Below are 18,014 nucleotides of genomic sequence, written 5' to 3'. Positions count from 1 at the left end.
AGGTCTGAAAGAAGTGCGTCTAAGAGCTCAGCTTCCGCTCGAGACGAGTTCGGAAGCTGGGGCCGTGAGTTGCCGTACGAAAAGCTCCACGACATAGATCAGCATGAAGGCTGCACCGACCGGCACCGCCGCATACACCCAAGCCATCGAAACCTCGAGCGCAGGTGAGATTTGCGGCATCACCCGGAGGGTAAGTTCTCCGCCCTTTACGACAAGGATGGTGAAGAAGAGCGCGCTGGCCAATGATGCGAAGAGGAGCGCGACACGCTTGGCCCCATCGGGAAGTTGATCAATGAAGATTCCGATTGCAGCGTGGGAGTTGCGCCGAAGCGCAACAGCTGATCCTAAGAACATCACCCACACGAACAGATAGCGTATGAGTTCGTCGGGGAAAGCCAAAGAGCTCTCCACGACGAAGCGAAAGAACACCGTAGCGACGCCAAGCACAAACATCGCGGCGAAGCAGACGACACAAATGGCCGCCAGGATATGCTCGGAAAAGTCTAGGATTTTCTGGACGATTTTCATGATGATTTCTCCGGTAGTCGTTCCTGGCGGCCCATCCTTTCTCACTTGGTTTCGACAACGCTCGAGATCAGCTCACTGCCGAGCTTGCCACGGTACTCGTCCCAGACCTTTTTCATCGCGGCCTGGAAGGCTTTGGTCTGTTCGGGCGTCAGGCGGGTCACGGTCATGCCGCCAGCTTCCATTTCGGAAAGATATTTTGCCTCTTCTTCGTTGAGCGTTTCGCGTTCCCAAGCCTGCGTGTCTAGCGCGGCATCCTGGAAGAGCTTCTGAACGGCTTCAGGCTGCTTCTGCCACATCTTGTCGTCGGCGAGGAACATGATGCCGGCCCACTGGTGGTTGGACAGAGTGATGAACTTCTGCACCTTGTCGAAGCCGAAGGCCTTCACGTTGCCAACGGGGTTGTCTTGACCGTCGATGGTGCCCTGCTGAAGCCCGGTAAAGACTTCTGAGAGCGCCATAGGTGTCGGATTGGCGCCGAGTGCCTTGAAGGTCGCAACGTTCAGCGGGTTGTTCACCACGCGGAACTTGACGCCCTTCATGTCGTCCGGCTTCTCGACTTTTGTGTTGCGCGTCGTGATGGTACGGAAGCCGCTTTCATACATCGCGAGTGTACGAATGCCGGTCTTTTTCAACATGTCTTCATAGAGCTTCTTGCCGACAGGACCGTCAGCAACGGCATAGGCGTGCTCACGATCACGGAAAATGAATGGCAGATAGAAGATGTCGAGCGGAGCATAGAAGCTGGCGACATTGGTCGTGGGCACCAGTGCGAAATCAACAACGCCGCCAATCTGGAGACTTTCAACGAGATCGCGCGACGAACCAATGGTGCTGTTGGGGTAGACAGTGACAGTGATCTTGCCGCCGCTCTTTTCCTTCACGATATCGGCGAACTTCTGTGCACCGCGAGACAGAGGGTGAGCCTCGTTGTAGGGATGCCCGAATTTCAAGCTAAGCTCCGGCATGTCTTGTGCGGACGCAGGCAGGAAGGACATCGACGCCATACCGACGGCGCCCACCAAGGCAGCGCTATATCGGGCGAATTTGCGTGCGAGCCGCAGTGGATTGGGTGTCGTCATATCTTCTTCTCCTATGCTCAAACTTGAAAAGGGTTCCGGCTCAAACCGGCGAATGCTCTGGCAGACTTTGTCCGTCTGCGCTTGTTTTTGGCCCGTGCTCAATCCCCCGAGTTTCCGAGCTGTCTGCGACCGTCGAGACCTTCGGGAAGAAGAAATAAAAAACGCTATTTTGTAGAAGCTAGCCCCCACTCTTGCTGGCCCCCTCGTATGGTGCTCCGCTTGCGATCTCCAACATTCGATCGCTTGGAGGCAGGAAGATGCGTTGCCATGTGATGGGCACGTCGCGGTAAGTCATCCCGCAGATCGTCCAGACAATTCCGTATTGCCCAGCAGGCACTCCGATAATGCGCGTTACGCGCGGAGGAAGGGCCTGACAGAGCATTGTTTGACGCGAGTTGAGTGTAGGCGCGTTGAAGCGCTCGGCGAGCATGTCGCGGATAGAGACACCGTCGAGGTTTACCCGCTTCATACGCGCGAGCTGCCCGAAGCGGTCTGCCGGCAGGTAGACCTCGCTAAAAGCGTCGAATTCCTTGTTGATTGATGCGAGCCGCCGGATGCGGATGAACCGGTCCTCTTTGGCCTGGAGGAAATCCCGCCAAGGCCCGCTCTCCTGAGTCTCTTCAGCGTCAAGAATGGTGAAATAGACAGGCAGGAGTTGTTCCCCGCCGTCGGCCTTGAAACGGAAATGGCGCAGATGGCGCTCCGGTGCGCGTGCGCCGGATACGAAAGTCCCCCGCCCTTGGTGGCGTTCAACAACACCCATGTCGACGAGATTGCGAAGAGCACGCTGAACGGTGCCAAGGCTCGCCTTGGCTTCCTTGGCAAGTTGCTCTTCGGACGGAAGCTGACCGCCGGGCTTCCAGCGCCCGGATTCGATCTCGCTGAGGAGTTGCTCCGCGATCAACCGATGCTTCGACTTCGCGGATTCCTTGGGTTCCGAAGGTCCCCTGTTGTCGTCCTGTGCGTTCATTCTCGGGACCCGCATCAACACGATGTCCTATGGTGGACTTGCTGCATATTGAGATTAATGCCCCAGAGAATGGCGTCAACTCCTATATAGGAGATGGGCATAATTTCTACACAACGCCAAAAAATCAGGCTTGCGCGCTAGAAAATCCGGCCACAGCTGGTTTCCGCGATCTGGTGACAGATTGGGATTGACGGATGGCTACATTTCTGGATATCTCGATATATGGATCAAAGTGATGCTCTGCTCGCCCTCGCCGCGCTTGCTCAACCGACACGGTTGGACGCCTTTCGCCTGCTCGTTCGGCATGAGCCTGAAGGGCTTCCTGCTGGAGAGATTTCACGTCTTCTGGATGTTCCGCAAAACACGATGTCCACGCACTTGGCGCATCTTTCACGTGCGGGACTTGTCAAGTCCGAGCGGCATAGCCGGTCGATAGTCTATCGGGCCTCTCTCGAAGGCTTGCGGGCTTTGACGGTGTTTATGCTTAAGGATTGTTGTGGCGGCAGTCCGGAAATTTGCACGCCCATCATCAACGAAATCAAAAAAAGCTGTTCGCCGAAGGAGAGACGGCGTGCCTGATAAGAACTACAACGTGCTGTTCTTGTGCACGCATAATTCCGCCCGTTCAATCCTCGCAGAAAGCGCAATGAACCGGTTGGGGCAGGGCAGGTTCTTTGGATACAGCGCCGGCAGCCAGCCAAGCGGACGCATCCATCCCTACGCGATAGATCTCCTCGGAGAACTTGGCCATGACGTAGACGCTTTGCGTTCCAAATCCTGGGATGAGTTTGCCCAGCCAGGGGCTCCGCAGTTCGATTTCATATTCACCGTTTGCGATGCCGCTGCCGACGAGGTTTGCCCAGTATGGCCGGGTCATCCGGTGAGTGCGCATTGGGGAATAGCCGATCCGTCGCGCGTCGAAGGCGCACCTGCGGCCCAACGCCGTGCGTTTTCTGAGACTTTGCAGATCATGAGCGATCGCATCCGGAAGTTCATCGCTTTGCCGTTTGAAAAGCTCGATAGCGAGACGCTCAAAGAGCAACTTCGGGAAATCGGTAAAATCAAATTATAGACTGTAGGGCTCATGAACTCTTTCGAACGATACCTGTCTCTTTGGGTTGCGTTGTGCATGGTGGTCGGGATCGCTCTGGGCCATGTCATGCCCGAAGCGTTCCAGTCGATTGCTGCGGTTGAGGTGGCGCAGGTCAACCTGCCTATTGCCGTGCTCATTTGGCTGATGATCATTCCGATGCTCATCAAGATCGACTTCGCTGCGCTTGGACACGTGAAAGAGCACTGGCGCGGCATCGGTGTGACGCTCCTGGTCAATTGGGCGATCAAGCCGTTCTCGATGGCTGCGTTGGGATGGCTCTTTATAGGCTATCTCTTCCGGCCCTATCTGCCAGAAGATCAGATAACATCTTACCTCGCCGGGCTCATTCTACTGGCGGCCGCGCCGTGCACGGCCATGGTATTTGTGTGGAGCAATTTGACGAAAGGGGAACCGCACTTCACGTTGTCTCAGGTCGCACTCAACGACACCATCATGGTGTTCGCATTTGCGCCGATCGTTGGACTGCTGTTGGGCCTCTCAGCAATCACCATTCCGTGGAACACCTTGGTTTTGTCGGTGGTGCTCTACATTCTGGTCCCGGTACTGATTGCGCAAGTCTTACGAAGATTGGTCTTGGCGCGTGGAGGCGAGCCGGCTCTCGCAGGTTTACTTTCTGCGCTGCAGCCGACATCGCTGATTTCTCTCCTCGCGACGCTAGTGCTCTTGTTTGGCTTCCAGGGCAAACAGATTCTGGAGCAGCCGTTGGTCATTGCGCTGTTGGCGGTGCCTATTCTTTTCCAAGTCTACTTGAATTCCGGTTTGGCCTATTTGCTGAATCGCTTAGTGGGCGAGAAGCATTGCGTTGCCGGTCCCTCCGCTCTGATCGGAGCCAGCAACTTCTTTGAGTTGGCCGTAGCTGCAGCGATTAGTCTCTTCGGGGTCAACTCGGGCGCGGCACTTGCGACAGTCGTCGGCGTTTTGATCGAAGTGCCGGTGATGCTGTCCGTGGTCTACATCGTGAACGGAACGAAAAACTGGTACGAACGCGATCTGAATCCGGCGGCCGATGCGCGCCCGACGCGGCAAGAACTATGATACCTGCCGGAAAGAGAGATCTTAAACTAAACTGAAATTGTTAGCCATGCCGCCACGTTGAAGTGGTTGTCATTCAGCACCGATGAAATAGTCCCGCTCTGCGTCTCAACGACGGGGCTAAACAATTCATAGGTGGCAGGTATGAGGTTCCAACAATCCGTCTTGCGTCGCAGCGCCGACCGCAAATTATATCCCGCATTGGCACTCATTCTGGCGCCTCTGTTGATCACCTCCTCCACTGCGGAAGCTTGCACCCGCGCCGTATATTTGGGTGCAAACGGACAGGTCATTACAGCTCGGTCCATGGATTGGAAGAATGATGTTGGGACCAACCTCTGGATTTTTCCACGCGGTATGGAGCGTACGGGAAACGCTGGTCCTAACTCGATCAAGTGGACGTCAAAATACGGAAGCGTCATTGCCTCCGGCTATGATGTGTCCACCACGGATGGTGTCAACGAGGAAGGGCTGGCTGCCAACGTCCTTTGGCTCGTTGAGTCCGAATATCCGACGCGCGACAAATCAAAGCCTGGCTTGACAATCGCCGCGTGGGCTCAATACGTGCTCGACAATTTTGCGACGGTCCAAGAGGCGGTCGACGCATTGAGGAAAGAACCCTTCACGATCGTCACGGCGAACGTCCCCGGCGAAACCCGGCTGACGACCTTGCACCTGTCGTTGTCGGATGCGAGCGGTGATAGCGCAATTATCGAATACATTCAGGGAAAGCAGGTCATCCATCACGGAAGAGAATATCAGGTGATGACCAATTCACCGATATTCGAACAGCAGCTGGCCTTGAACGCATACTGGAAGCAGATCGGCGGTACGGTTATGCTCCCCGGGACCAACAGAGCGGCCGATCGCTTCGCGCGTGCTTCGTTTTACATCAAGGCCGTCCCGCAGGAGCAGGAGCCCAATCGCGCGGTTGCGAGCGTGTTCAGTGTCATTCGGAATGCGTCTGTGCCCTACGGCCTAAACACGCCCGAGGAGCCCAACATTTCCTCAACGCGCTGGCGCACTGTCGTAGATCACAAGCGTAAACTCTACTTTTTTGAATCCGCTTTAACGCCGAACACGTTCTGGGTTGAGCTGAACCAGATCGATTTTTCCGCCCCAAATTCGGTTCGCAAACTTGATCTCGGCGCGAACCAGGATCGCACGTATTCGGGAAATGCGACGAGCGAGTTCAAGGCGGCAAAACCGTTTGAGTTTCTTGGACTGCCGTAATGCTAGACGGTCGTCTCAGCCGCGTTTCGAGCTTCACTCATCAAGTCGAGAAAAGCCTGCGCCGCCGGATTTTTGGGCGCGCGGATGTGCAGATTGCCGGCAAAAGCGACGACCAGCTCCCAGCAGATTTCGGGCTCTTTCAGTTCCGCGTAGCCGATGCTGATGCCACTGGCTTCCGCAGCAGACGCGATCGCGATGGGTTCCGGCAGCAGGGCGACGCCGAGGCCGCGCGAAACAAGTTCCAGCATGACCTGAAGATCACTAACCTCGAACGCAGTCTGCCGTAAAACGCCAGCTTCTGCGAACGTACGGTCTATGAGGCGACGCGTTCCCCAGTCGGCCTGAAAGTCGACGAACGGTTCTCGTGCGAGCTCGTGAAGTGAAACGTCACGGCGTTCGGCCAGAGGATGCGACGGAGGACACGCGATAACGAGAGCTTCACAAGTGATCAACTCCGTCGTGATGCCTTTGGGAGGTTCGACGAGAGGCATAAATGCTAGGTCAACGCGGCCGTCCTGTAGTTTTTCCATCAGGGTGCCCATGCCGCTCTGACATAACTTGATCTCGATGGAAGGATGCTGCGCATGAAAGCGGCCCAACAGTTCCGGAAGATCAATGAAGGCGCTCAAGCTTTGCACCGTGCCGATCGCAAGAACGCCGCGCTGGAGACCGTTGATCGCCGCGACTGCCTCCCGTGCATCTTGCGCTGCAGCAAGAATGACCTTGGCCTTTTCATAAAGAACCTGGCCAGCAGCGGTCAGCTCTACTTGTCGGGTATTGCGAAAGAAGAGCTTCGTGCTGAGTCCCTCCTCAAGCGCGCGAATAGAGGCGGAGAGGCCGGATTGCACGATGTTCATGCGGCGCGCAGCCCGCGTGAAGTGCTGTTCTTCGGCCGCGGCCACAAAATGTTCAAGCTGACGGAGATCCATGCTCACCATCTCTAATTCAGAATAATTTGATCTCAAAATTCTATTAGAAAGATCAGTATGGCGCTTCCATATACGCACTGCAACATGATGGAGGTTCCCCGTGGGTCAGAGCGCATCCCGTCCACACGCAACGACTGCGCTTCCGACGCGCAGACTCGGGCGGACGGATATGGAGATTACCCGCGTTGGCTTCGGAGCGTGGGCGATTGGCGGTCCTGATTGGGCCGTTGGGTGGGGCAAGCAAGACGACAAGGAATCGGTCGCCGCAATCCGTCATGCCGTCGATGTCGGGATCAACTGGGTTGATACGGCAGCCATCTATGGGCTTGGCCATTCCGAAGAAATCGTCCGCGAGGCGTTGGCCGAAATTCCTGAAAATCGGCGACCGTACGTTTTCACCAAATGCGGGCTTGTCTGGGATGAGGCTGATCGGCTTGCTCCGCCACGTCGTGTGGGAGCACCCGACAGTATTCGCCGCGAAGTCGAGTTCTCCCTGCGCCGGCTCAATGTCGAGCGCATTGATCTTTACCAGATGCACTGGCCGGCTAACGACGGCACGCCTTTGGAAGTTTATTGGGAAACGCTGCTGGATCTGAAAAAGGAAGGGAAGATCCGCGCGGCGGGATTATCCAACCATGGCACGGCACAATTGGAAGCCGCAGAACGTATTGGCCATGTCGATACGCTGCAGCCGCCGTTCTCCGCAATCCGGCGCGAGGCTGCCAAAGGGGAACTACCTTGGTGCGCGGCTCATGAAACAGGCGTCATTGTCTACAGCCCGATGCAGTCAGGCCTATTAACGGGTTCGTTCTCCGCGGAACGTGCGGCAGCACTGCCTGCGGACGACTGGCGTTCCCGAAACAGCGAGTTCTCTGGCGAGCAACTGCAACGCAACCTCAGGCTCGCCGATGCATTCGGGGCGATGGCGGCCGAGAAGGGCACAACCACTGCAGCTGTTGCCGTGGCTTGGACGCTGGGTTGGCGTGGGGTCACTGGCGCCATCGTCGGCGCCCGGAACCCGGCACAAGTTGATGGCTGGTTGGACGCAGCCCGACTCGAATTGATCCGCGACGACATGAAAACAATCGCGAAGGCGATCGGAAAGACAAAAGCAGGAAGCGGTCCGGCTGGGCCGATGTGATGGCGCTTGGTCGACATGCTGCCGCTTACCGGCGGCAACGAACAACATCGCACCTTATGAGCAGGAACCTCGGATGACGACAGTCACAGTAAACGGCAAAGAGATGCAGTTCGACGGTGATCCCGAAATGCCTCTCCTGTGGTTTCTGCGCGATATCGCAGGCATGACAGGTACGAAATTCGGATGCGGCGCAGCGCTTTGCGGGGCGTGCACGGTGCATCTGGATGGGACGGCTGTTCGCTCCTGTCAGACCACGTTGGCCGATGCGGCCGGAAAGCAAGTCACGACAATCGAAGGCCTGGACCCCGAGGGTATGCACCCCGTTCAGGTCGCATGGCGAGAGTTGAACGTCGCTCAGTGCGGCTATTGCCAGTGTGGTCAGATCATGCAGGCAGCATCGCTTCTGAAGGATACGCCACAGCCGACGGACGATGACATTGATGCCGCTATGAGCGGGAACATCTGCCGGTGTGGCACCTATCCACGCATTCGCGCCGCCATCAAACTTGCCGCTTCCAAGCTGGGAGATGCACGATGACTACAGTAGCCAATGACGTCCTATCAGACATCACGAACGTCAGTCGTCGCGCGTTCACGTTGGGCTTGGGTGCTAGCGTGTTTGTCCTTGCGGCCGGCTTGAAGCCGTCTTTTGGGGCTGACGGGCAAGCGTACGGTGGCGATGCGATGCCACACGGTCTCAAGGAAGATCCGCTTGTCTTCCTCAGCGTTGCCGAAGATGGGACGGTGAGCATCATCTGCCATCGTTCGGAGATGGGTCAGGGCATCCGCACGAGTCTGCCCATGGTGATGGCCGACGAATTGGACGCGGATTGGTCCCGCGTGAAGATCGTGCAAGCGCCGGGCGATGAGCCAACGTACGGCAACCAGAATACCGATGGTTCGCGCAGTATGCGCCATCACTTCCAACCGGCGCGACGGATGGGAGCTGCCGCCCGTCGCATGTTGGAGGAAGCTGCGGCGAAAACCTGGAATGTCCCCGTCGAGGAAGTCGAAGCGGTGAACCATGAAGTGATTCACAAAGCGACCGGCCGCAAGCTCGGCTACGGTGCGTTGGCTAAGTCCGCAGCAGAGATGTCCGTTCCTCCCCGCGAGAAGATCAGCCTCAAGAAGCCGTCTCAGTTCCGGTATATTGGGAAAGGCAAGATCGGGTTGGTCGACAACTTCGACATCACGACAGGGCGCGCGAAATACGGCATCGATACCCGGTTCGACGACATGCTCTATGCCGTGATTGTTCGGCCGCCCGTATACGGTGGCAAAGTCGCAAAATTCGATGCCACTGAGGCCCTTAAAGTGCCCGGAGTCGTCAAGGTTGTCGAACTTGAATCGCCGCCGCCACCTTCAGAATTCCAGCCGCTCGGCGGCATTGCCGTCATTGCCTCAAACACCTGGGCGGCAATACAGGGGCGAGACAAGCTGGACATAACATGGGACCACGGTCCCAACGCATCGTATTCCACCGATATCTATCACGCGGACATGCGAGCAACGGCACAAAAGCCGGGCAAAGTCGTTCGCAGCTATGGCGACGTTGATGCCGCGATGAAGACGGCGGCTAAGCGCATTACTGCGGACTACTACATCCCTCACCACGCGCACGGCACGATAGAGCCGCCGGCAGCGGTCGCGCGCATCGTGGATGGGAAATGCGACGTGTGGGGGCCCTTGCAGGACCCGCAGGCGGCACGCGATCGTCTCGTAAAGCTTCTGGGCATTGCCTATGAGGACGTTACCGTGAACGTCACCCTCCTGGGCGGTGGCTTCGGCCGCAAGTCCAAGCCGGATTTCGCTTTGGAAGCCGCACTTCTCTCGAAGGCGGTGGACGGGCGTCCCGTCAAAGTCACCTGGACGCGTGAGGACGACCTCATGCACGATTACCTCAATACGACGGCCGTAGAGCACCTGGAGGCTGGGCTAGACGCCGATGGTAAGCCGGTCGCCTGGCTTCATCGCAGCGTCGCTCCAAGTATTACGTCGATCTTCAAGCCGGGCGTAAAGTATGAAGCCCCATTTGAGCTCGGCATGGGCTTGGTCGATGTTCCTCTCGACGTACCAAACCTTCGCGTTGAGAATGGAGAGGCTGAGGCGCATACGAGGATCGGCTGGTTCCGTTCGGTGACCAATGTCCCTCATGCATTCGCGATCCAGTCCTTTGTGGCTGAATTGGCGACTGCCGCGGGACGTGATCCAAAGGATTACTTGCTCGAGCTCATCGGCCCGCCGCGACGGATCACGCTCAAGTTGCCCGAATTAAAGACGGATGATCCGTGGTGGAACTACGGTGAACACCCTGAAACATATGCAATTGATACTGGCAGATTACGTCGCGTCACGGAGGTCGTGGCCCAAGCGTCGAAGTGGGGGCGCGAGTTGCCGAAGGGGCGGGGACTGGGCATTGCGGCACACCGTAGCTTTGTGACCTACACGGCTGCGGTCGTAGAAGTAGAGGTCGACGGTGGTGGGCGGATAACGATCCCACGTGTCGACATTGCCGTCGATTGTGGACCTCAGATCAACCCGGAACGGATACGCTCTCAAATGGAAGGCGCCGTCATCCAAGGCGTCAGTCTCGCGACGGTCAGCAACATCACATTCCGTGACGGGCAGGTCGAGCAAACCAACTTTGACGGCTTTGAGCTGACACGGATCGATGCGGCGCCGCGCGAAATTCACGTGCATCTTGTTGCACCTGACGAGACATACGAAGAGCCATTAGGTGGTGTTGGCGAACCGGGTGTGCCTCCAATAGCTCCCGCCTTGGTCAACGCAGTATTCGCAGCGACGGGAAAGCGCCTGCGTGAGCTGCCGATCCGGGATCAAATGGCAAGCTAAGGGGAAGCAGCGCCGCTATAACGCGGCCGGTAGGAAAGCTCCCCAATTGTACTCGTATATAGAGGCCGCTGGTGTCGTCACCGGCGGCCTCTCACGTTTCGAAGCACACAAATGCGCCGTACCAGATCGCATCAGCAATCCATGATCGCGATGTGCGGGTGAGCCGACCGGCCTCGCTACCCTGACGATCGGGCGCCGAAGGTGCTGGATTAATTATTCAGCATAACGCCTAGCAGTTAAGCAGCAATGGGTTTTCAACGAGCGCTGAAGCAGCGCGAATAATATCTGGCAACCCGCTGATTTTTATCGTGAAAAAATTACCTCAGCGGTCCTGGCACGCATGTTGCTGAGAATTTATTGGTCCGCATCGTCGGCAGACGAAAAGTTCTGATTTATCCGTATGTTGCCGCATTTTCAGGGAAGGCCTCCAGACCCGTTGTGAGCGAAATTGTTCAATCGAGCTGGAGGCCATTCGAATGGCCTCGGGGTTCTGCTCAGGAAGACGGCAAATGAGGGAATTTCGGTCGGAACTAGATCGGAACGAGGGGCTAGAAGCGAATGAAAAATCCGAACTTGAGACGATCGATTTTCGGCGCCGTTGGAGGGTGGCGCTGAGGGTCGCGTAGCGACTCGAGAAAGAGTGGAAGCTCGTTCTGCAAACGGAACAATTCCGCCGAGAATGAAAGTCAGCCGTGTCTGGAGGAAGCTTTATGGTTTTCCATACGTTACGAAAGTTCGTGCGTCTTATGAGTATTGCGTTGCCGATCGTCGTGTCGGCAGCTCACCACGCAACAGCCGAAGAGACGATCAAGGTCGGCATTTTGCATTCGCTCTCGGGCACGATGGCCATCAGCGAAACGACCTTGAAAGACGTCATGCTGATGTTGATTGAAGAGCAGAATAAGAAGGGTGGTTTGCTCGGAAAGAAGCTCGAGCCGGTTGTCGTTGATCCCGCGTCGAACTGGCCGCTCTTCGCCGAAAAGGCTCGTGAACTCATTGCTGGAAACAAAGTCGCGGCCGTCTTCGGTTGCTGGACATCGGTATCCAGAAAGTCTGTCCTTCCGGTTTTCAAGGAACTCAACTCTATCCTCTTCTATCCCGTGCAGTACGAGGGTGAAGAGAGCGAACGTAACGTCTTCTATACGGGTGCGGCTCCGAACCAGCAGGCAATTCCCGCCGTTGATTATCTGATGAGCGAAGAGGGCGGCTCAGTGAAGCGCTGGGTGCTCGCCGGAACAGACTACGTCTATCCGCGCACGACCAACAAGATTCTGGAGGCATACCTCCTCGCCAAGGGTGTGGCGAAGGAAGACATCATGATCAACTACACGCCGTTCGGTCATTCCGATTGGCAAACGATCGTGTCGGACATCAAGAAGTTTGGCTCCGCTGGCAAGAAGACGGCTGTCGTCTCGACGATCAACGGCGATGCCAACGTTCCCTTCTATAAGGAACTCGCCAACCAGGGCATTTCCGCAACCGACATTCCCGTCGTCGCTTTCTCGGTCGGTGAAGAGGAGTTGGCTGGTGTCGATACGACGAACCTTGTCGGCCACCTTGCCGCCTGGAACTACTTCATGTCCGTCGACACGCCGGAAAACAAAGAGTTCATCGAGAAGTGGCAAGCCTTCACCAAAAATCCGAAGCGCGTCAGCAACGACCCGATGGAAGCTCACGTCATCGGCTTCAACATGTGGGTGAAGGCCGTCGAGAAAGCAGGCACGACCGATCCTGACAAGGTAATCGACGCCATCGTAGGCGTTGAAACGCCCAACCTCACCGGTGGTGTGTCCAAGATGCTGCCGAACCATCACATCACCAAGCCGGTGATGATCGGAGAAGTTCGTTCTGACGGACAATTCGATGTCGTCTGGGAAACGGAAGATCTCGTGCCGGGTGATGCATGGTCCGACTTCCTCGACGGTTCCAAAAACCTGGAGTCGGACTGGGTTGAGCTGAAATGCGGCCAATACGACGCCGTGAAGAAGGCGTGTCTCACGCAATAAATTCGGAGCCACCGGGTGCGTTAAAACTCACTCGGTGGCCTTCCAATAGAAAGCGGTGCGATGCGGGAAACCTTCTTCTTTCTTCTAATGCTTTGCTTGAGCTTGGCTGCCGGTCACGCGTTAGCGCAGGAAGCCGACAGTTTCGAAACAGGCTTACAGCGGCTGTCTGCGAATTCGTTTTCAGAAACCGAGAGAGCTATCGAGGAAATAGCGGCCTCCGGCCATCCTCAAGCGTACAAAATTCTTGATGCAGCTTCTTCACGTCGTTTGTTCTACAGCAAGTTGCAAAACGTCGTTGCCTGGAAAAAAGATTCCGGCGCCTATGTCGATGCCCGAACGGGGGACGCGACCACTTCTCCGCCAGACGATCTGAAGGCGGTCCGGCTGAACAATAAACTGCGCGGCCTCGTTGACGCGGCCATGGGTGGCCTATCGTTACTTGCCGATGATCCGGGCAAGCGCCGTGATGCGGCGGCGAGCGTTTTCAAAACGCGCGATGTAAAGAATTTGCAATCAGTCAACGCGGCGCTCGCGAAGGAGAAAAACGCTGAAATTGCGAAGATGCTCACCGAGGCAAAAGCCGCGATCATCGTAACAACGACGGGTTACCCCGACGCCGAAGTTATTGATGCAATAAAATCGCTGGAAGCACGTGGCGATCAAGAGACCCTCGGGCTGATACGCGCAGTACCGGACACGGCATCAGAGGCTGTAAAGAAAGCAGCCGCCAGTGCTGAGGCATCGGTCGAGACGAAGCTCGCGCTCTGGGAAACAGCGCAAAATCTTTGGTACGGGCTTTCGCTGGGTTCTGTCTTGCTGCTCGCCGCGATTGGTCTGGCCATCACCTTCGGCGTCATGGGCGTCATCAATATGGCCCACGGCGAAATGGTGATGATCGGGGCCTACACGACCTTTGTCGTTCAAGAGTTCATCCGGTCCTCCGCGCCAGAGCTTTTTAATTATTCCCTGGCGATTGCTGTTCCTCTTGCATTCGTTGTTGCGGGCGTTGTCGGCGTCGCCATTGAGCGCGGTGTGATCCGCTTCCTCTACGGACGCCCCCTCGATACGCTCCTGGCCACATGGGGTATCAGCCTGATCCTCCAGCAGACCGTGCGTACGATCTTCGGGCCAACCAACCGAGAGGTAGGCGCTCCGGATTTCATGTCGGGCGCTTTTGAAATCGGACAGCTGTCCATCACATGGAACCGACTCTGGATCTTCATCTTTGCCGCGTTGATCTTTACGGGACTTCTTCTTGCCCTGCGCTACACCAGCATGGGACTTCAGATGCGCGCGGTCACGCAGAACAGACGCATGGCGGGCTCGATGGGAATTCGGACGGGACGCGTCGATGCGCTGACATTTGGTCTGGGTTCGGGCATCGCAGGCTTGGCAGGGGTTGCTCTCTCCCAAATTGACAACGTCTCGCCGAACCTCGGCCAGAGCTACATCATCGATAGCTTCCTCGTCGTGATCTTTGGCGGCGTCGGCAACCTCTGGGGCACTCTGATCGGCGCAATGTCTCTCGGCATCGCCAACAAGTTTCTCGAGCCGTTTGCCGGCGCAGTCTTGGGCAAGATCCTGCTGCTCGTCCTCATCATCCTATTCATTCAGAAGCGGCCGCGTGGGCTCTTCGCGCTAAAAGGGAGAGCGATAGAGCAATGATCTCACGGGCGATATTTGAAAACAACGTTGGCGGGACGATCTTCCTAGGCATCCTGGCAATCCTTGCCGTCATGGTCCCGGTCCTTCATTTGGCTGTTCCGGAGGATTCGTTTTTCCACGTCTCCACGTCGACGGTCGTCGTCTTCGGCAAATACTTAAGCTTCGCGCTCCTTGCCTTATCCCTCGATCTGATCTGGGGTTATTGCGGCATTCTCTCGCTCGGCCATGGTGCGTTTTTCGCGCTTGGCGGGTATGCGATGGGTATGTACCTGAAGCTGCAGACCAGTGGCGGTGCGCCGCCGGACTTCATGGTCTTCCTGAATTGGAAGGACCTCCCGTGGTACTGGTGGGGCTTTGACCATCTCTCGTTCGCCCTCCTTATGGTCCTCTTCATCCCGGGCATCCTCGCGTTTGTCTTCGGCTACTTCGCGTTCCGCTCTCGCGTAACCGGTGTCTATCTCTCGATCATCACGCAGCTCCTGACCTACGCCTTGTGGCTCTCATTCTTCCGTAACGACATGGGATTTGGCGGCAACAACGGACTGACGGACTTCAGCACCATTGCCGGCTACTCGGTGCAGGCTCCGGAAACACGAGCGGCTCTCTTTTCCACAACAGCCATCGCGCTGATGGCCGGCTACCTGATTGCCAAAGCGGTCGTGGAGTCCAAGCTTGGAAAAGTGCTCGTCGCAATCCGCGACGCCGAAAGCCGCACACGCTTCATCGGCTATCGTGTCGAGGCCTATAAGACGTTCGTCTTCACGCTTGCTGCCATGATGGCCGGTGTCGCGGGTGCCCTTTATGTGCCGCAGGTCGGCATCATCAATCCCGGCGAGTTTCATCCGGCGAATTCGATCGAGATGGTCATCTGGGTTGGCGCCGGTGGGCGCGGCACGCTTACCGGCGCCGCGCTGGGGGCGGTCCTGATCAACTATTTCAAGACGATCTTCACGACAGGTTTTCTGGCGCCCTACTGGCTGTTTGCGCTGGGTGGGATCTTCATACTTGTCACCGTCTTCCTGCCGAAAGGTATCGTTGGGACGCTGGCTTCGGTTGATTGGCGTCGATGGATTCCCGCGAAACGCGCACCGGCGGACGAAGCCCAGTTGAAGCCGGAGCCGGCAGAATAGGAAGGGCGATCTGTGGATCAAGTTTCTGGAAACAAGATCACGCGCGCTTTGCTGTACCTAAGCGGTGTCAGCGTGAGCTTCGAGGGCTTTCGCGCCATCAACAACTTATCGCTCACGATTGATCACGGTGAGATGCGCGCGATCATAGGACCCAATGGTGCCGGTAAAACCACGATGATGGACATCATCACAGGCAAGACCAGACCGGACGAAGGCGACGTTTTATACAACGATGGGAACGTGGACCTCACCCAACTCGACGAGACCTCGATCGCGAATCTGGGCATCGGACGCAAATTCCAAAAGCCGACGGTTTTCGAGCAGCACACAGTCGAGGACAATCTGCTGCTATCGTTGAAGGCAGACCGTGGCGTTTGGCCAAACCTCTTCTGGCGTACGACGGAAGCCCATCGCGAGCGTATCGACGAAATTCTTGAGATCACGAAATTGACGGCGCATCGCTCGCGCATGGCAGGTGCCCTCTCGCATGGCCAGAAGCAATGGCTCGAAATCGGAATGCTTCTCGGGCAGGACCCGAAGCTGCTGCTGGTTGACGAGCCGGTTGCTGGCATGACCGATGCGGAGACGGCACAAACGGCCGATCTGTTGCGCGACATCGCGAAGGATCACTCCGTTGTCGTCGTTGAGCACGACATGGATTTCGTGCGCGCCCTCGATGTGAAGGTAACGGTGCTGCACGAAGGGTCTGTTCTCGCGGAAGGCCGCCTCGATCAGGTGACGTCGGACGAACGTGTCATCGAAGTCTATCTGGGTCGGTGATCAACGAAGGAAGAGGCGCGCGATGCTGAGCGTTGAAGATATCGATCTGTCATACGGAGCAGCGAAAGCTCTTCGAAATGTCAGCATCACGGCAAATACGGGCGAGGTCATGTGCGTGCTTGGCCGCAACGGCGTCGGCAAGACGTCTCTCTTGCGCGCCATCGTAGGCCAGCATCCCATTCAATCCGGTAAGATCATGTGGGAAGATAAGGACATCTCCACGTTACCTTCCTACGAACGCTGCCGACGTGGCATCGCCGTCGTGCCCCAAGGCCGTGAGATCTTCCCGCTGCTGACGGTGCGCGAAAATCTCGAAACGGGTTTTGCTCCTTTGAGCCGCGGCGAACGTAAGATCTCAGATGAAATCTTCGAGTTGTTTCCAGTGCTCAAATCGATGCTCCACCGTCGCGGCGGTGATCTGTCGGGTGGCCAGCAGCAGCAGCTCGCCATAGGTCGCGCCCTCGTGACCAAACCACGTCTTCTGGTGCTTGATGAACCGACCGAAGGTATTCAGCCGTCGGTGATCAAGGACATCGGCCGCGCCATCGCCTATCTGCGCAACAAGGGAGAAATGGCGATCGTTCTCGTTGAGCAATATTTTGATTTCGCCTGCGAACTTGCGGATCGCTTTGCGGTAATGGAACGCGGAGCTATCGTCATGTCGGGCGGTAAAGAGGAGCTACAATCTCCCGATGTTCGGCAGCGCGTCTCAGTTTAGCGCGCCCGCGAAAGACGGAATTGATGTTCCGTCTTATGTGCGCGCCCACAGCGAAGTACAGGCTCAATTCACCCGTGTTGGTCACGCGACGCGGCTCGCGGATTGCTTTGAGACCGGTGGCCTGCGCCTCAAGCTTCCAAACGCCGAAGCGGTCTGCGAGGGCGTTCTAATCAACACCGCAGGTGGTATGACCGGCGGAGACACCGCGCGCATTACCGCCGCCGCGGGCGCCCATACACGCCTGAGAATTACGACGCAATCCGCTGAAAAGATTTATCGCGCCGAAGAGATCGCGGCGTCAGTAGATGTCGCTATCAGTTTGGGAACGAAGTCGCGTTTCACATGGATGCCACAGGAAACGATCCTGTTTGATGGCGCAGCATTGTCACGCACACTTACCGTGAACATGACGGAGTGTGCATCGGCCATGTTGTTTGAAATGACCGTGTTCGGGCGCGTCGCACGTCACGAGCAAATGGGGCTGGGTATTTTTCGCGATCGCTGGCGCGTACGGCGCGGAGGCAAGCTTGTCTTTGCCGAGGACACGCACCTCGATGGGAATATGTTTGAAACGCTGGCGCATAAGGCTGTCGGGGATGGCGCACGTGCCGTGGCGACGTTTCTCCTCGTAGCGCCCGACGCTGAGGCACGTTTGAACCATGCGCGGGAACTGCTACGCAACGCCGGATCCTATTGTGGGGCGAGCGCGTGGAACCGAATGTTGGTGGCCCGCTTTTCAGCGCGAGATCCGCACGACCTTCGCCAGGATGCGGCACAATTCATTTCAAGATTGATGCGTACAAAGCCGCCACGGGTGTGGGCATGCTGACGGGTGG

General features: G+C 56.9%; 17 protein-coding genes. 13 read left to right on the top strand and 4 right to left on the bottom strand.

Annotated elements, in window-relative coordinates; all coding sequences use genetic code 11:
- Nucleotides 1-27: 27 nt before the first annotated feature.
- The 3 genes from BLS30_RS02635 to BLS30_RS02625 all read right to left on the bottom strand — a co-directional run bounded on the left by BLS30_RS02635 (nucleotide 28) and on the right by BLS30_RS02625 (nucleotide 2,592).
- Nucleotides 28-528 (bottom strand): TRAP transporter small permease, encoded by a 501-nt coding sequence (locus BLS30_RS02635; protein ID WP_046477858.1) that lies wholly within the window; start codon nucleotides 526-528, stop codon nucleotides 28-30.
- Nucleotides 529-569: 41 nt separating this feature from the next.
- Entirely contained in the window at nucleotides 570-1,607 is a 1,038-nt protein-coding gene (locus tag BLS30_RS02630; protein WP_046477859.1) for a TRAP transporter substrate-binding protein, read from the bottom strand.
- Between the two features lie 178 nt (nucleotides 1,608-1,785).
- The gene (locus BLS30_RS02625) at nucleotides 1,786-2,592 is read right to left on the bottom strand and encodes a GntR family transcriptional regulator (protein ID WP_082101066.1); all 807 of its coding nucleotides are present in this window, start codon (nucleotides 2,590-2,592) and stop codon (nucleotides 1,786-1,788) included.
- Between the two features lie 207 nt (nucleotides 2,593-2,799).
- Here BLS30_RS02625 and BLS30_RS02620 point away from each other — a divergent pair, with 207 nt between their 5' ends.
- The 4 genes from BLS30_RS02620 (at nucleotide 2,800) to BLS30_RS02605 (ending at nucleotide 5,956) form a co-directional block, all read left to right on the top strand.
- Entirely contained in the window at nucleotides 2,800-3,156 is a 357-nt protein-coding gene (locus BLS30_RS02620; RefSeq protein ID WP_090226392.1) for an ArsR/SmtB family transcription factor, read from the top strand.
- Complete coding sequence (locus BLS30_RS02615; RefSeq protein WP_090226388.1) at nucleotides 3,149-3,649, top strand: arsenate reductase ArsC; 501 nt, start codon at nucleotides 3,149-3,151, stop codon at nucleotides 3,647-3,649. The genes BLS30_RS02620 and BLS30_RS02615 overlap by 8 nt, the downstream gene beginning before the upstream one ends.
- Nucleotides 3,650-3,661: 12 nt before the next feature.
- Entirely contained in the window at nucleotides 3,662-4,726 is a 1,065-nt protein-coding gene (arsB, locus tag BLS30_RS02610) for an ACR3 family arsenite efflux transporter (protein ID WP_090226386.1), read from the top strand.
- 141 nt (nucleotides 4,727-4,867) lie between these two features.
- On the top strand, nucleotides 4,868-5,956 hold the full coding sequence (locus BLS30_RS02605) for a linear amide C-N hydrolase (RefSeq protein WP_046477870.1): 1,089 nt from the start codon (nucleotides 4,868-4,870) through the stop codon (nucleotides 5,954-5,956).
- A gap of 2 nt (nucleotides 5,957-5,958) precedes the next feature.
- Here BLS30_RS02605 and BLS30_RS02600 read toward each other — a convergent pair whose 3' ends face one another.
- Entirely contained in the window at nucleotides 5,959-6,885 is a 927-nt protein-coding gene (locus tag BLS30_RS02600; RefSeq protein WP_090227341.1) for a LysR family transcriptional regulator, read from the bottom strand.
- 169 nt (nucleotides 6,886-7,054) lie between these two features.
- Here BLS30_RS02600 and BLS30_RS02595 point away from each other — a divergent pair, with 169 nt between their 5' ends.
- The 9 genes from BLS30_RS02595 (at nucleotide 7,055) to BLS30_RS02555 (ending at nucleotide 18,007) form a co-directional block, all read left to right on the top strand.
- Nucleotides 7,055-8,026, top strand: a complete 972-nt coding sequence (locus BLS30_RS02595) for an aldo/keto reductase (protein ID WP_090226383.1) — start codon at nucleotides 7,055-7,057, stop codon at nucleotides 8,024-8,026.
- A gap of 73 nt (nucleotides 8,027-8,099) precedes the next feature.
- Nucleotides 8,100-8,564, top strand: coding sequence for a (2Fe-2S)-binding protein (locus BLS30_RS02590; protein ID WP_046477872.1), 465 nt, complete (start codon nucleotides 8,100-8,102; stop codon nucleotides 8,562-8,564).
- Nucleotides 8,561-10,879 (top strand): xanthine dehydrogenase family protein molybdopterin-binding subunit, encoded by a 2,319-nt coding sequence (locus tag BLS30_RS02585; protein WP_090226379.1) that lies wholly within the window; start codon nucleotides 8,561-8,563, stop codon nucleotides 10,877-10,879. Before BLS30_RS02590 ends, BLS30_RS02585 begins: the two co-directional genes overlap by 4 nt.
- A 746-nt stretch (nucleotides 10,880-11,625) precedes the next feature.
- A complete protein-coding gene (gene urtA / locus BLS30_RS02580; protein WP_210184009.1) occupies nucleotides 11,626-12,885 on the top strand; it encodes an urea ABC transporter substrate-binding protein in 1,260 nt (419 codons plus the stop codon).
- A 60-nt stretch (nucleotides 12,886-12,945) separates the two neighbouring features.
- Complete coding sequence (gene urtB, locus BLS30_RS02575) at nucleotides 12,946-14,550, top strand: urea ABC transporter permease subunit UrtB (RefSeq protein ID WP_090226373.1); 1,605 nt, start codon at nucleotides 12,946-12,948, stop codon at nucleotides 14,548-14,550.
- Nucleotides 14,547-15,680: an urea ABC transporter permease subunit UrtC gene (gene urtC, locus BLS30_RS02570; RefSeq protein WP_090226371.1), complete on the top strand. Its 1,134-nt coding sequence runs from the start codon at nucleotides 14,547-14,549 to the stop codon at nucleotides 15,678-15,680. The genes urtB and urtC overlap by 4 nt, the downstream gene beginning before the upstream one ends.
- A gap of 12 nt (nucleotides 15,681-15,692) precedes the next feature.
- Entirely contained in the window at nucleotides 15,693-16,460 is a 768-nt protein-coding gene (gene urtD, locus BLS30_RS02565) for an urea ABC transporter ATP-binding protein UrtD (protein ID WP_046477881.1), read from the top strand.
- 22 nt (nucleotides 16,461-16,482) lie between these two features.
- Nucleotides 16,483-17,178 carry an urea ABC transporter ATP-binding subunit UrtE gene (urtE, locus tag BLS30_RS02560; RefSeq protein WP_046477884.1) on the top strand — a complete coding sequence of 232 codons (696 nt, stop codon included), beginning with the start codon at nucleotides 16,483-16,485 and terminating at the stop codon, nucleotides 17,176-17,178.
- Entirely contained in the window at nucleotides 17,153-18,007 is an 855-nt protein-coding gene (locus BLS30_RS02555; protein ID WP_090226368.1) for an urease accessory protein UreD, read from the top strand. The genes urtE and BLS30_RS02555 overlap by 26 nt, the downstream gene beginning before the upstream one ends.
- The last annotated feature ends 7 nt before the right edge of the window (nucleotides 18,008-18,014 follow it).

It is taken from the genome of Filomicrobium insigne (assembly GCF_900104305.1).
Lineage (GTDB): Bacteria > Pseudomonadota > Alphaproteobacteria > Rhizobiales > Hyphomicrobiaceae > Filomicrobium > Filomicrobium insigne.
The sequence above is the reverse complement of the archived record's forward strand: the minus strand, read 5'-3'. Positions and strand labels throughout refer to the sequence as shown.